The organism is Nonomuraea sp. NPDC050540 (assembly GCF_044457485.1).
Classification (GTDB): Bacteria; Actinomycetota; Actinomycetes; order Streptosporangiales; family Streptosporangiaceae; genus Nonomuraea.
In genome coordinates, this window is record NZ_JBITHA010000043.1 from 5,230 (window position 1) to 18,472 (window position 13,243).

The 13,243-nt window shown below is 66.6% G+C and carries 14 protein-coding genes; 3 read left to right on the forward strand and 11 right to left on the reverse strand.

The features are described from left to right. From ACIBI5_RS54015 to ACIBI5_RS54040, 6 genes are all read right to left on the reverse strand, one after another. Positions 1–569 (reverse strand): hypothetical protein (locus ACIBI5_RS54015; protein ID WP_397259585.1); only part of this gene is annotated, 569 nt, incomplete at its 3' end. After that, complete coding sequence (locus tag ACIBI5_RS54020) at positions 566–1,222, reverse strand: RNA polymerase sigma factor (protein WP_397259587.1); 657 nt, start codon at positions 1,220–1,222, stop codon at positions 566–568. The genes ACIBI5_RS54020 and ACIBI5_RS54015, both read right to left, overlap by 4 nt. Before the next feature lie 132 nt (positions 1,223–1,354). Beyond that, complete coding sequence (locus ACIBI5_RS54025; RefSeq protein WP_397259589.1) at positions 1,355–1,633, reverse strand: hypothetical protein; 279 nt, start codon at positions 1,631–1,633, stop codon at positions 1,355–1,357. 295 nt (positions 1,634–1,928) lie between these two features. After that, positions 1,929–2,879, reverse strand: coding sequence for a hypothetical protein (locus ACIBI5_RS54030; RefSeq protein ID WP_397259591.1), 951 nt, complete (start codon positions 2,877–2,879; stop codon positions 1,929–1,931). Then, positions 2,876–3,466, reverse strand: a complete 591-nt coding sequence (locus ACIBI5_RS54035; RefSeq protein ID WP_397259593.1) for a sigma-70 family RNA polymerase sigma factor — start codon at positions 3,464–3,466, stop codon at positions 2,876–2,878. Before ACIBI5_RS54035 ends, ACIBI5_RS54030 begins: the two co-directional genes overlap by 4 nt. Next, entirely contained in the window at positions 3,463–3,690 is a 228-nt protein-coding gene (locus ACIBI5_RS54040; protein ID WP_397259595.1) for a hypothetical protein, read from the reverse strand. The genes ACIBI5_RS54035 and ACIBI5_RS54040 overlap by 4 nt, the downstream gene beginning before the upstream one ends. Before the next feature lie 408 nt (positions 3,691–4,098). Here ACIBI5_RS54040 and ACIBI5_RS54045 point away from each other — a divergent pair, with 408 nt between their 5' ends. Further along, complete coding sequence (locus ACIBI5_RS54045) at positions 4,099–4,728, forward strand: DUF1524 domain-containing protein (RefSeq protein ID WP_397259596.1); 630 nt, start codon at positions 4,099–4,101, stop codon at positions 4,726–4,728. A 263-nt stretch (positions 4,729–4,991) separates the two neighbouring features. Here ACIBI5_RS54045 and ACIBI5_RS54050 read toward each other — a convergent pair whose 3' ends face one another. The 4 genes from ACIBI5_RS54050 to ACIBI5_RS54065 form a co-directional block, all read right to left on the reverse strand. Further along, positions 4,992–6,137 carry a pentapeptide repeat-containing protein gene (locus ACIBI5_RS54050; protein ID WP_397259598.1) on the reverse strand — a complete coding sequence of 382 codons (1,146 nt, stop codon included), beginning with the start codon at positions 6,135–6,137 and terminating at the stop codon, positions 4,992–4,994. 165 nt (positions 6,138–6,302) lie between these two features. Beyond that, positions 6,303–6,992: a helix-turn-helix domain-containing protein gene (locus ACIBI5_RS54055; RefSeq protein WP_397259600.1), complete on the reverse strand. Its 690-nt coding sequence runs from the start codon at positions 6,990–6,992 to the stop codon at positions 6,303–6,305. A gap of 117 nt (positions 6,993–7,109) precedes the next feature. Next, on the reverse strand, positions 7,110–7,289 hold the full coding sequence (locus tag ACIBI5_RS54060; protein ID WP_397259602.1) for a hypothetical protein: 180 nt from the start codon (positions 7,287–7,289) through the stop codon (positions 7,110–7,112). Positions 7,290–8,457: 1,168 nt separating this feature from the next. Next, the gene (locus ACIBI5_RS54065) at positions 8,458–8,610 is read right to left on the reverse strand and encodes a hypothetical protein (RefSeq protein ID WP_397259604.1); all 153 of its coding nucleotides are present in this window, start codon (positions 8,608–8,610) and stop codon (positions 8,458–8,460) included. A 340-nt stretch (positions 8,611–8,950) separates the two neighbouring features. Here ACIBI5_RS54065 and ACIBI5_RS54070 point away from each other — a divergent pair, with 340 nt between their 5' ends. Beyond that, the gene (locus tag ACIBI5_RS54070) at positions 8,951–9,919 is read left to right on the forward strand and encodes an RNA polymerase sigma factor (RefSeq protein ID WP_397259606.1); all 969 of its coding nucleotides are present in this window, start codon (positions 8,951–8,953) and stop codon (positions 9,917–9,919) included. 679 nt (positions 9,920–10,598) lie between these two features. Then, positions 10,599–11,756, forward strand: coding sequence for a hypothetical protein (locus ACIBI5_RS54075; RefSeq protein ID WP_397259607.1), 1,158 nt, complete (start codon positions 10,599–10,601; stop codon positions 11,754–11,756). A 680-nt stretch (positions 11,757–12,436) separates the two neighbouring features. Here ACIBI5_RS54075 and ACIBI5_RS54080 read toward each other — a convergent pair. After that, positions 12,437–13,003: a recombinase family protein gene (locus ACIBI5_RS54080; protein WP_397259609.1), complete on the reverse strand. Its 567-nt coding sequence runs from the start codon at positions 13,001–13,003 to the stop codon at positions 12,437–12,439. Positions 13,004–13,243 lie beyond the last annotated feature (240 nt).

Here is a 13,243-nt window from a genome sequence, read left to right on the forward strand (position 1 = left end):
TCCACCTCGGCATCGCGTACGGCCTGGGCACGGATCTGCTCAGCCTCCACCTCGGCATCGCGTACGGCCTGGGCACGGATCTGCTCAGCCTCCACCTCGGCATCGCGTACGGCCTGGGCACGGATCTGCTCAGCCTCCACCCTGGCCTTGGTCGTGTGCCAGGACATGGTGATCGCTTCGAGGGCCTCCGACATGATCAGTTCTTTGTCGGGCTTGCCCCATCGAACGCCGTGGTGCGTACGCATCTCCACCGACGGGAAGATCCGGAAGTCGGAGACTCTGATGGCCGCAGCCGAGATGTCCGGCCGCTCGTCAGCGTGCGCGAGTTCGCAGCCCTGCTTGGGAGTGGCGGCCTCGGCGGGCTCTGCGCTCGGAGGCTGCCCTCCACCCTGACCTGGGAGGTAGCCGTCCAGGATTTCCTGCAGTCGGCCTTCGATGTAGCTGGGCGTGATGTCCTCGGTGGCCTCATGAATGAGGTCGAGCGCTTCGCTCAGGATCTCGGCGGGGGTCTCTGCCGTCGGTTCAGCGTGCGCGTCGTGGTACTCGTCGTTGTCGTAGTAGTCGCTCACAGGTTCTCCCCCTTTCCAGGCGTCGTTGCGGGTGTGGTGACGGGGCGGGCGGGCCGGGCGGCAGGGACCAGCGCGAGAAGGTCAGGGCGGTTCTTCAGGCTGTTGCGTACATGCCGCAGATGCGATCGCACATTGGCCTCGTTGGTTCCCAAAAGGGCGGCGATCTGGTCATAACCCAGGCCGTCGGTGACGGCGCGGATCACCTGTTGCTGACGGGGCGGGAGATCCTGGATCACCCATTCCACCCACGCGTACTCGCACGCCGTGTCGAAGACATCGTCCGGCTCGGCCAGTTCTTGTCCGACCTGGTCCGACAGGTCCGTCCGCGCGGTGCGCTTGCGCGCCCGCCAGCAGGCCCGCATCGCCGTGGTGCGGACATAGCTGTTGGGAAAGGTGATCGTCTTCCAGCGCAGGAACATCTCGGTGAAGGCCTGCTGGGCGGCGTCCTCCGCCTCCTGCCTCGAGGCGCCGTACATCAGCATCACCAACTTGACCACCAAGAGGAAATGATCTCTGTAGAAGGCGCTGAACGCCTCGATCTCCGCTCGGGTGACCGGCCGCCCGTCCACCTTGATGTCCTGGTCTTGCGCGTCTCGATCGGCTTCATCAACATCCTCGACGTCCTCAAAGGATGGTCGTTTCCTATCGTCCAACTCCTGGCCTCCATAGCGATCAACACCTGAACCTCCCCCGGCCGTGTTCGTATCTCTAGAGCCGCGACACGGCCGGGGTGTGAAAGAAGGGAGCAAGATTTTTTGACGCGCCCCCCGAGGGAGGCGCGCGAACTATCTCGACCTGGCGACGACCAGCATCACCAGCAGGGCGAGCACCGCGGCGATCACCGTGATGGCGATCGAGTTCGTGATGCTGTAAGCGCCGACCACGGCCAGCATGGTCGCGGCGAAAACCTGGTGCAGGCCCTCGCCACTCTGGCGGCGAGGGGAACGGTCGCCCTGTTCGGCGACCGCGTTGTTGCGGGGCTCCTCCTCGCCAGCATGCTGCTGATCGTCCGGACGAGCGGCCGGGAGGTCATCCGGCTCAGGCGGAGGAGTTGAAGTAGACATGGAAGTGTAGGGTCCTTTCGCGGGGAGAGACGGTGACGTCAGACATCACTCAGACCCCCCAACGAGCCTGCGCGTGAAAACAGCAGGTCAAGCGGGTGCCTCCAACGCGGCACCCGCTTTCTCGTCCCAGTCGGCCGCTCCGCTGCATCGTGCGTGGCACAGCACGGACAGCCTGATCATCTGCGGGGCAGGGTGCGTCGCATCTACTGTTCCGGTCGGGTCGGCCACACGTCAGATACCTGCGCCACCCTGTGTGTACGGCTCGCCCTCCTTGAGCAGCTGCGGTCACACCGCTTCAGGAAAGATCCGCGAAGTCACGTACCCTCCAGCCCTCGCGGACGACGTACAGCCCTCGTGCCGCATCAAGCGTGTCCGAGTGCGTCTTGAGCTCGCCGATGTCCACCTCCGGCGGCCACCGCGTTCCCATCTCCGACCAGCGAACCCCCGCCAAGTCGAGGTTGGCCAGACACGCCGTGCGCAGATCGGCGGCCGTGAAGTCGTCGAGAAACAGGCGTACGGTCTCCTCCTGCAAACACACATCGCGGCCCAGCACTTCTCGGACGGCGTGTTCAGTCGAGGTGACGAATTGCCTGACGAGGTCGTGGGCGCGGGCAAGGATGTGGTTGAGGTCAAGGGCGAGGGCCCGGACGATATCGCGGGCGTTGGCACGATTGGGGTCGTAGGCGAGGTCGAGGGCGCGGGCGAGGCGGCGGACCTGGGTGCGGGCGCGGGCAGCAAGGTCGTGGTCGTGGGCGAGGTCAAGCTCACCCTCGAGGCAGCGGACCTGGGCGCGAGCGTGGACGAGGTCATCGGCGAGGGCGCGGTCGTGGTCATAGGCAAGAGCGAGGTCGAGGGCGAGAGCGCGGGCGCGGGCACCGTCGAGTGCGCGGGCGAAGGCGTCCGCACGGTCGAGGGAGCGAGATGCGGCGAGGACGCGGTAGTCGCGCCGCAGAATCAGGCGCTCCTGCGGGCTGACCGGCCACGGGCACTGTCCAGGACCGGCTGAGGCGGAGAGTTCTTCGGGCTCGGGCTCGGGCGGGGCAGGGGGTGTGGCGGGCATGATGGCGGCCAGGCCGGCCTCGATGTCGAGGACGGTGTCCAGGTCCTTCACTTGGGCGGTGTGCTGGGAGTGCAGCAGCACCGCGCGCAGGCCGGCTTCGATGTCCAGGAGGGCGGCCAGCTCGTCGACCTGGGTGGCCTGGCAGCCGATGAGCCGGTCAGCGTCGTGATGCTCGCGGCTGGTCATCGCGCCTCCTGCCCGGTGGTGAAGTAGCCGACGGCGGTGAGGTGTTCGACGGCGGCCCGGCGGGCTTTCTTCAGGCTGGCGCTGACCGCGTTGGAGGTCATGCCGAGTTGCTCGGCGATCTCAGCGGGGGTGAAGTCGTTGAAGGTCCAGGCCAGAATCTGGCGCTGGCGTGGCGGCAGGCGACGCAGCATGTGCAGGAAGATCTGGCGGGTCTCCCAGTCGGCACCGACGTGCGGGCAGGGCAGCAGCGTGGTTGGCTCGGGCGGCGGGTCGACGAGCTCTTCGCAGGACCCGGCGACGTGCCGGACCAGGGCGCGCGAGGCTACGGTGTGTACCCACGCCCGGGGGTGGGTGAGCTCGTTCCACCGCTGGTAGGCCTTGATCATCGTGTCCTGGGCGATGTCGGTGGCCACGGTCAGCGGCGCGCCGTGGTTGAGCAGGAAGGCGGTCAGGGCGGGCAGGGTGGCTCGGTAGAAGGCGGAAAAGCCCGCGTCGGTCGCGTGGCTGGCGGCGGCGGTCCGGGTATCGGCTACCGGGTGGCGGGGTGCGGCCGGCGGTCGGGGCTCCGGCGGGTGGGGTTCGCTCATGCCGGGGTGCCGGTTCCCGACGCTGTGGTGAGGGTCAGGGTCAGGCGGTGCGCCTGGCCGTGCTGCTCCTCCAGGTCCAGCCGTCCGCGTCCAGGGGCGGCCTGGGCCAGCTGCACGAGGCAGCGGCCCTGGATCTGGGTGTGGCGGGCCCGCCAGCGAAGGCGCAGCCACACTCCTGTCAGCGCGGCCACATGAGCGGTGACGATCGAAATGACGCTCACCACAGCGGTGATCATGTCCATGCGTGTGTCCCGAGGGGGAGGCGGGGGCCTTCGCCGGTGAAGGCCCGTCATAGGGGAGAGTCTGGAACGGGCTTTGGTATGAACCCCGCGACCAAGATTCTTTTTCGCTGATGGTCCCCGCCGGTGTTCGTCTCCAGACTTACGCCGGCGGCCACGCCGCTGCGCCACAGGTCGCGACCTGTGGCCGGCTTGCCTGCTGATGTCCGGGTTTCGCGGCCGGGCGCCGGGCTGTTACGGGCCCGAACCGACGAAGATGCGCCGCTGATCCTGTGAGTTGACTCTCTTCGTCAGCGTCCGGCGGGTTGAGATGGTCAGCCTGTCCCGCCCTCGCCCCTGACCAGGACCCCCCTTTTTTCCTGGCCGAGGCGCCGGGACAGGAAGGCCCTCCCCGTGCGACGCTCTTTCGCGCTCGTGGCCGCTACCGCCCTGCTCCTGACCATCCCGCTCTCGGCTTCCCCTGCTCTGGCCGACCCGCCGGGCGTGCCTGATCTGGCCACCGCGCAAGCCGAGCTGGCCGCCCTCACCGTCGCCGCCGAAAGCCACGACGACACCTACAACCGTGACCTGTTCCCGCACTGGGCGACGGTCTCCGGCGCGTGCAACACGCGCGAGACCGTGCTGATCCGCGACGGCCAGGACGTCGTCACCAACCCCTCCACCTGCGCCGCGATATCGGGCACCTGGGTCAGCCCGTATGACGGCGGGGTGTGGACCAACGCCTCCGACATCGACATCGACCACATGGTCGCCTTGAAGGAAAGCTGGCGCTCGGGGGCATGGGCCTGGACGACCGCCCGCCGCAAGGCGTTCGCGAATTCGCTCAACGACAGCCAGCTGTGGAGCGTCACCGACAACGTCAACCAGTCCAAGGGCGACCAGGACCCCTCCACCTGGCGGCCGCCGCTGACCTCCTTCCACTGCACCTACGCCAAAAGCTGGATCGACGTGAAGTACGACTGGAGCCTGAGCGCGCAGCCGTCGGAGATCGACGCACTGGAAGACATGCTGGCCACCTGCTGACCAGCCCCAGCATGCCCCGGGCCCGGCCGTACCGGGCCCGGCCGGGCCCGGTACGGCAGCCGCCCGCTGAGCTGGTGGTGGGTCTGGGTCAGCACCCTCGTCTCGGCCGGCCAACCACGGCAACCAGACCAGGCGTGCGTGTGGCTTCGCACGCTCGGACAGATTGCACCGGCTCGGTGCGCAGGTCGTAGGGCGCGGCGACCATGCCGGGGAACGTAGCTGCGGCCGTCGCTTGTGTCTTGGCGGCCCCACCGGCTGGAGGCTCAGAACCGTGTGCGCTCATCGACTGAGGCCACAGCGCGTATCTCCCGCTCGGACATCCCGGTGACGTTTCTCAGGTCCGCGCCGTGCAGCGCCGTGCCGGACAGGTCCGCGCGGGACAGGTCCGCGTAAGACAGGTCCGCGCCGGCCAGGACCGCGTCGGACAGATTCGCCTCGGACAGGCTCGCGTGGGACAGGTTCGCGCCGATCAAGTTCGCGCCGGCCAGGTTCGACGCCGACAGGTCTGCGCCACGAAGAAAGGCGTCGGGAAGGATCACCGCGGGGAAGCGGACCCGGCTGAAATCTGGCTGCTTCTCGCGGCCTGGAGGATAGCTGGTGGTGAGGCGCGGCGCGATCATCAGAGCTGCCAGCACATCGGCTTCCGGCCTCACCTTGGCCATGTCCCCGCCCGCCTCGTAGACCGAGGGAGCGGCACACGGCTCGGGTTCCCCGGGTGGGGGTGTGCAGAAGTCGTGGGTGCGCACGAAGGCGGCCAGGACGTTGCGGATGGTGTCGGTGTCGCGGGGGGAGTCGGTGGCCAACTGGTGGAGGGCGTAGATGCCACCGAGCCGCACATCCTGCTGGCTGGAGCCGAGCTGCTCGACGGCCTTGGTGTAGCGGTCGGTGAGGCGGCCTTCCTGGACGATCTTCGTGGTCTCCTGCGTGGCGTCGATGGTTCGGGCGGTGAACCACAGGCCCAAGGCGGTGAAGGCGACCCCGCCGACCACCACCAGGCCGATGGCGGCCTGGATGAGGGTGTGGCGGGCGGCGTCGAGCGCCTGTCCTCGTTCGGCGGCGGTCAGCTGCGAGCGGTCCGCGCGGGTGAGCGGCGTGCTCTCGCCCGCCAATCTCCGGGCGGCCGGGCCCACCAGGAGGGCGATCCCCAGCCCGGCGGCGATGGCGAGGGCGACGCCGGCCAGCGTCCAGCGCACCCACGCGGCCTCTCCCGGGAAGGCTGCGGCTGCCGCGCCCGCCGCGCAGGCCACCAGGAGAGCGGCTGTCGAGAGCAGCGTGCGAAGCTTCCCGGTTCGCCGGCGCGACTCGGCAGGCGCCGGCGGCGGGCAGGCCTCAGGAGGTGGGGGAAGAGGGGCGACCGTCCGGCGTGCGCGGGCGGCGACCGCCGCGGTGAGGACCGCTCGCTGCCGCACGCGGGGAGTTCTCCCTTTCATCAGCCCATTGCATCGGGCTGAGGGCCTTCATGGGGGGCGATCGGCTCAGTTCGTTCGCTGGTTACGGTGCGTAGTCGCGGTGCCCGGGAACCCCTTGGCACCGGGGTGGTTGTTCGAGGTGCTGCGCGCCCGCCCTGGCGGCCGTCATGGGTCGCCCAGGCCGGGCGGCAGGTCGGTCTTGCCGAAGGGCAGGAAGTCTCCCGTCAGGGTCGGCGGTGTGGGGACGGTGCGCGCGGGCTCGGCCAGGCTTGGGGGCGGGTAGGCGGCCAGGGTGCGCAGAGCGTCGGGATTCAGGATGCGGATGAGGGAGTAGCCGGTCTCGATGATGTGCTGGGCGCGCCAGCAGGCCAGCGTGCGGGCCACCGCCGAGGCGCTCGCGCCGATCCAGGAGGCCAGGTCGGCCTGAGACAGCGGCAACGCGAGGGCGGTCCCGTTCGGGGTGCGTCGTTCGCCGAAGCGCTGCCACAGTTGCCGCAGCAGCCGGGCCAGGCGGGCTGCGACGTCGAGGTGACTACTGGCGTGCAGGTGGAGCAGCGCGTGCTGATGCTGGCCGCTGAAATGGGTCAGCAACCGGTGCAGGACGGGAGCGTGGGTCACGCCGGGGATCATTTCGCGCGGGATTTGCAGGATGCGGCCCTTGGTCAGCATGTGCGCCCGGATCGTGGCGGTGGGGCCGAGCCAGGTCGGCGGTTCGGGGGTCAGGGCGTGCAGAGGGCTGATGAGGTCGCCCGGCCCGGCGACGTCGACGACGCTGTGGTGGCCTCCGCCCTGGGCCGCTCGCAGGCAGGCCCAGCCCCGCAGCACGATGGTCAGGTGCTCGGGCACCACCCACATGCAGTCGGTGTACACTCAGCGGACGGCCCCGACATGGAACAGCGCTCGTCGGCTGTCGTCCGGCAGGAGATCCCAGAAAGCGGGCTGCCGCGCCCGCAGAGTGCTCATCGTCGCTGCTCAGGCGTTGTAAAGGGCGATGAGGATCGCCGGGATGGCGCCCAGGACGACGGCGAAGGCCAGCAGCGCCCGGACCAGCGCGCGGGGCGCGGTGGTCGCCAGGCGGGTAGCGGCGTAACCGGCCACGATGACGGTGGCGATCGCCACGACCGCGCCCACGATGACCATGGTGTTGCTCATGACGGAGTACCTCACTGGTGGCTTATGTCGCATTTTGCGCGCACGCGCCCAGAGCCGCCCCTCAGCTTTTTGCCGGGGGCTTCGCCGTGGACGCGCGCGCGGCCTCTTCGTCGAGCCTTTTCACGCGCATACAAGAGCGGTAGAACTCTCTGCAAGGGCGACCATAGAGGTAAGCAACTACAAAGGCCAAGACGGGCATCATCACGCCCCCCGCGCGCAAATAACCAGCCCTACCTGCGGAAATGCTGGCCGACTGTGGCGTGCGACATGAAACGCGGAGGAAAACTCACCACCCGCGCGATGCGTTTTTCTATTACGCGGAAGAAGAATATCCACCTTTTCTTTATGTCTGCAGCCTTACCCGCGCGGAAATCAGCGTTAATAGAGGCGCTGATGTCGCCGTCTCTTCGTCGAGCACTGGATGCACAGCGCCGGGGGGTGCAGTCCTGGGGGTGGTAGCCCAGCGCTGCATCTCCCTCCCTTCGCCCAGCCGCCACGCCGCGGAGTCATGCCCACGTGCCCCGGGGGTGGCGATCGTGATCATGGGTCGTTGAGCGTTCTGGCCGGGCAGGCGCTTGGCGAGTGGTCAGCCATCGCCCCACTTCCCGGCGCGCTCCTGCGCCCAGCCCAGCGGGTCAGCGCCCGCACTCGTCGCCTCGCCCGCGCTCGGCGTGCCGGGGGGCAGCCGGTAGGTGTCGTCATAGTCGCGGCCACGGTCGCGGAAGCGACCAAGGCGGCGCTTAGAGGCGTTCGCCGCGTTCGCCGGCCTGGCGCTCGCGGTGCTCGGTGCGGTGCCAGCCGCTCCACCGCGCGGAGCTCTGGGGGAAGGTCGGCGCGGCGCTCGGTTTTCCATGATCGGCGCCAAGCGACCGGAATGTCTGAGCTTGTTCCGCTTTGACGGACACCCTCGTTGTGGTGGTCAGGCCGTGTGAGCGGCCCCGTAGGCGGCGGGACTGTTCCGTCACCTCCATCGCCGAGCTCCTCGGCGCCTCTCGGCCGGCACCCGTTTCAATCACATCCCCGGCCACGAGACCCTGCGCGCCTGCGGAGCGGCTGTGGTCGGACAGTCCCCGATGAACCACGACGACAACCCCGGGATCGACAACCAGGGGCAATGTAGCTGATCTTGAACGTTGCAGGGGACTGGCCTCTGCGCTGGGCCGGATACCTACTGCGGGCCGTTGCGGCCCACGAGAGTCAGCGCGCCCAAGATCGCGGCGCCGCCGGCGCCCAGGCCGACGATGAGCGCCTGGGGCCACGAAGATCCGTCGGCCAGCATCAACGCGGTGAGCACGGTGGCTACGAGGCCGGCACACGTCATGATCAGCAGGGCTCTGTCGGAGAAGGTCGGCCGACTTCTGTGATCAGTGGATTCGGGCTGCGTGGGGTCACGCTGCGCGCTGGTAGGGGTCGGGCTGGTGGGGGTGGTGCGCTTGCTGAACAACATCAATTTCTCCAGTGGTTAGCCCGATGCACGAGCGGGTGATGACGCTGGAGGTCTATGCGCGGGGTGGCAGTTTCCCCTCGCGGGAGGCTCGCCTGAAAAATCTTGATGGAGGGCGAGGGGAAGTCTGCAAGTCGCTTATAAGAGCTGGGGTGTAGAGGACTTCCATCTGGGCGGTCTGTGTGTCCGCCCTCCTACCCCCCGCGAGGAGTCGGGCATGTCGATGGCGTTCGAACGTCCCGGCCCGGAGCCGCCCAAGATCCACGGGAGCCCCGGTCATGACGATCACATTGGCGGTGCTGACGGAGGCCATCAAGCCGGCGCTGACCAGGATGACTGTGACGAGGAGTCGGGGAGAGCGGCGGCGGTGTCCCTCACTCACGCTGTCGCCGCCGCGGAGCGTGAAGTAGTAGCAGACGTTCAGCAGGAGAGCCGGGAGGAGCGCGCCGCGCGCCTGGATAGCGACCGTCGGCTGGTGGAGCTTTTGGCGCGAGAGGACTTCAGGGGCAGGGGCTTCGAGCGCTACGCCAGGCAGCTCTACGCCTACGGGAAGCCGGTCCTGGTGCGTTGGCTCATATCGGGCGAACTCTTCGTCAAGGTCAATGAACGGCGCGCGAAGCGCAACGAAGCCCGGGTGGCCAGGCAGCAGGCACCCTTGCCGATGGTGCAGCCCTTGCCCGGATTTGAGAAGTGGACGGTCGCGGACCTGCAGCAGTTGGCTGATGATGTGCTGGCCGATGGGGTGATCAAGTTTCGGGAAGCCTTGCGCAGGGGGAAGTGGGATCCCTCCTGGGGTGCCACGCTCAAGACCTACTTCATCGGGTCGTGCCTGTGGAGCTTTCCGAAGGTCTACATCAATTGGCACAAAGAGCGCACGTTTCTGAGCGGGATGCTGGTGGGCCTGGGCAGCGACGAAGTGCAGACAGAGCTGTTGCGCGCGCCGCAGCAGGATGGTCCCGAGCACACAGTCATCAAGCGGGATCACCTCCGCCGCGCCTTGGTCACGGCCGATCCGGAGCTGCGGCGGGTTCTGTCGCTGTACGCGCTTGGCTTCAGCCAGCGCGAGGCCGCCCAGCAGTGCGGGTTGACCGCGAAAGCCGTGGAAGGCCGTCTGCGCCGTTGGCGTGAGCAGTACCTCAAGAGCCTGAAAGAAGCGGACGAACCCGAAGGTCTGGCAGGTGAGTGAGGATGATGGTGGGCCCTGTTTGCATGTGTGTTTCAAGCCGATCTTGGCGGTCGGCAGTCATTCTCCTTATTTTGCTTTCTTTTGACTCACGGCCCCATCGTTGTGATCTATCCCGTTGGATAAAACTATGTAGAGCCGACGCCAACGGGAGAGTTATGGAATGTTTCGCAACAAAGTCAGTGCTTGGTGATCCTGGCGCAGGATCACTGGGGCGTGGAGTCTCCAGCGGTTTTCGTAACGATGCCGAGGGTGGTCAGGATATTGTGACCACCCCGATAGTTGGACCGGAATATCTGCGCAGGAGGGGAAGAGGAATCGTGTCCCCTGCCATGTGGGCAACATGCCGCCACCCGGTGGTGGCCAGCGTTTCCAACAGCCGCTTCTCGGGAACATCTGCTTATATAAGCAGTCGGCACTCCGGGAAGAAGCGATGGGCATCTCGTGGAAATTCGTTGACGCATACAGTCGGCTCATACACACTGGAACTTAGCTTTGCGAGCCTCTCGGTTCGCCCTCAAAAGTTCAGCTGGCACATGATACCTGGACGAAGAACTGGCATCGTTCGTGCGGCATATCGAAACCGGCACGGTAACAGTGCCGGCGGTAGAAAAGTGGCAAGGAGGCCAACGCTCCGCTATCGGAGCATCCCGTCAATAGAACGCGGAGAGGTGATCGAGCGATGAGCGGCAGAGAGCTGCACGCCATTGAAGGAGGGGCGACAGAGGAGAAGCGGGTACGCAGCTTCTCCGGTGACGATGAGTCCGTCGACATCGACGAGCTCGACGAGCTCATCGAAGCCTCATCTCTTGGCAGCCCGGCTGCCAAGCAGATCAGATCGCTCACCTCAGACGAGGAGGTCGAACGGTTCGGTGGGCGTTTGCGCTCCGCGTCTCCGGCACCCCCGCCGGCCTCCCTGGAAGCCGAGGCGAATCCAGACGCCGAGATCACCACTCCGGAGCTGGACGTTGATGACGCCATTCTGGCGCTCGTGCGAATGGTTCGAATTCTAGGCGATGGTCCTGACCGGCAATATCCAGAGGCTCAATCCGTAAATGGACTTGATGTCGGAAGCGAGAATTTTCGCATGGGTCTGCGGACCAGCTCCCAGCTCGGTGACTACATCTCTTGCATGGCCGGATTCACTTTGCGTATGACAGGGACTCCGGTCATCTACGGAAATGGGATGCACACGGTGATGCTCCTGGCCGCTCAGCCTGGCGGCCCAGCCAGACTCCTGCGTTACCTCCTTGATCACCAGGTGCTTATTCATGTCAGAGATGACATTGCAAGATCCATCGTGTGGATCACCTTCGCTGACTTCGATAACGCGCCTTTGGCGGTGCGCCACGCTTGCGCTGCGGTGTTGCATGGAACATCTTTCACCGAAGGCCTTATCGATGAATTTACGCGCGCCGCCCTAGCACATCCGAGAGAGCTCGAAGCTGCCCAGCCCCTTGCCCTTCACCCCGCCGCCAATAGCAAAACCGAGAAGCCAAGCAGCAGCCCTCACCCACCCCAAGAATCCGCCGGCCATCGTGACGCGGTCCGGATGGTCTTTCCTGCGCACTCGGGTCGGAGACGCCGCAAGGGGCGAAGATCGTGTCCCGCAGAAGACCCCCTGACCATCGGTGCCGGGGCCATTCATTCGTTAGCGATGTTCGCGGGGGTCCCGACGTGGGGATATCCAGAACTCTGTTCACATCAGCACCGGCCCGGCTGCCTGTCGACGGCCGGAGAAGGCGGCAACAGTGCACGCGTCTTCGCGGGCGTCTTGTCGTTAAGTGGGCTCGTCCTGGTGATTGCGCTGGTAGCTGTGGTGAGCGTGAGCCTTCGATAGCTGCCGGGACCGAGGCTCTGTAATTCATGCAGCCCCAGGGTGGGGCGAGCGAGCAGTTCCTCGACATCGACATGGGGCCAGCACCCCAACGAAATCAGCACGGAACTCGTCTCCTCAGCCGAACGAGGCGAGGCGATGTGGGACAACCGACAAGATCGTGCCCTGGGGACCTGCCAGTGGGCTCTCGGAGATGTGATCACCGGGTCTGCCGTGACCCCGACGCTTGCCGCCAGGCCCGTTCTCAATGGTGAGAGCGGGCCCCCGCACGCCATACAGGCACCAGGGCCCGTCGTCCGGAATGGGCCGCGTCCACGACGGGCTCGGCGAGTGGTTGGCCTCAACGGTCCTGGGCCGCGCGGATCGCCGCCTGAATTTGCTGGTTCGGCCGCGCCCGGGAACTGGTCGATCTGCCGCTCTGCTCTCTGCCGGCCCGCAGGTCGAGAGCGAGTTCTACGACGGCGCCGATGATGGTGAGCCATATCTCCTGTTCGCCGCTCACCCCCGGCGCATGGCTTCGAGTGGATAGTGACGGCCTTCATAGGCGGGAGCCCGCGCAGCACTATCAGGAGGCCATCACCGCTTTCGCACGGATGATGGGGTCGAGCAGAGCAGCTCCTTCTGAGCCTGACCACCGATGCGGGGCAGGCGCGCAGAAGTCAGGCGGCGCTATCTCGGTCCTGCTAGGTCTGCTGCCGGGCTTCGGTCAGGGTCTTGTGGACCACGCCGATCGAGACCTTGACGCCGGTGGCGATGGTGCGGATAGATTCCCCGCGCTCGCGGCGGGCCAGAATCGCGGCGCGCTTGTCATTGTCGACCACCGGTCGGCGGCCGCCGACCTTGCCGCGGCGGCGGGCCGCTTCCAGGCCGTCCTTGGTCTTGCGGACGATGTCGCGGCGCCGGTCCTCCGACAGCGCCAGGGCCAAGTCCAGGATTAGCGAGCGCTCAGTGTGCTCGCCGGCCGCGATGCCCTCCAGTACCTTGACCGCGACACCGCGCTGGAACAGGTCGTTGAGGACGATCAAGCCTTCCAGCAGGTTGCGGCCGAGGCGGTCGACCTCCTGGACGGTCAGCATGTCGCCGTCGCGGATGTGCGACAGCGCCTGCAGCAGCGCGGGCCGATCCTCGGTGGCGAGCTTGCCGCTGATCTTCTCCTCGAACACCTTCAGGCAGATCGCATCGAGGGCGTCGTGCTGGCGTTGGGTGTTCTGTTTGTCTGTGCTGACCCGGACCAGGCCGATGAGCGCCAAATGATCACTCCTTGCGTTCATTAAACGTGCTGGCGAGGCTAGGTGAACGCTATCAGAAAATGAACGGCCAAATGAACACGTGAACCGGACATCACGGCGGAATCGACTTTCCGTGGGAGGCCTTCCGGGAGTGTTCGTCATACGGTGACGGTCTCAAAGGGTCAGCGCATCACCGCTGGTCAGAAGGCCAGAATAGACCTCAGATGGTGACCGATAGCCCAGGATGCGCCGTGGACGGTC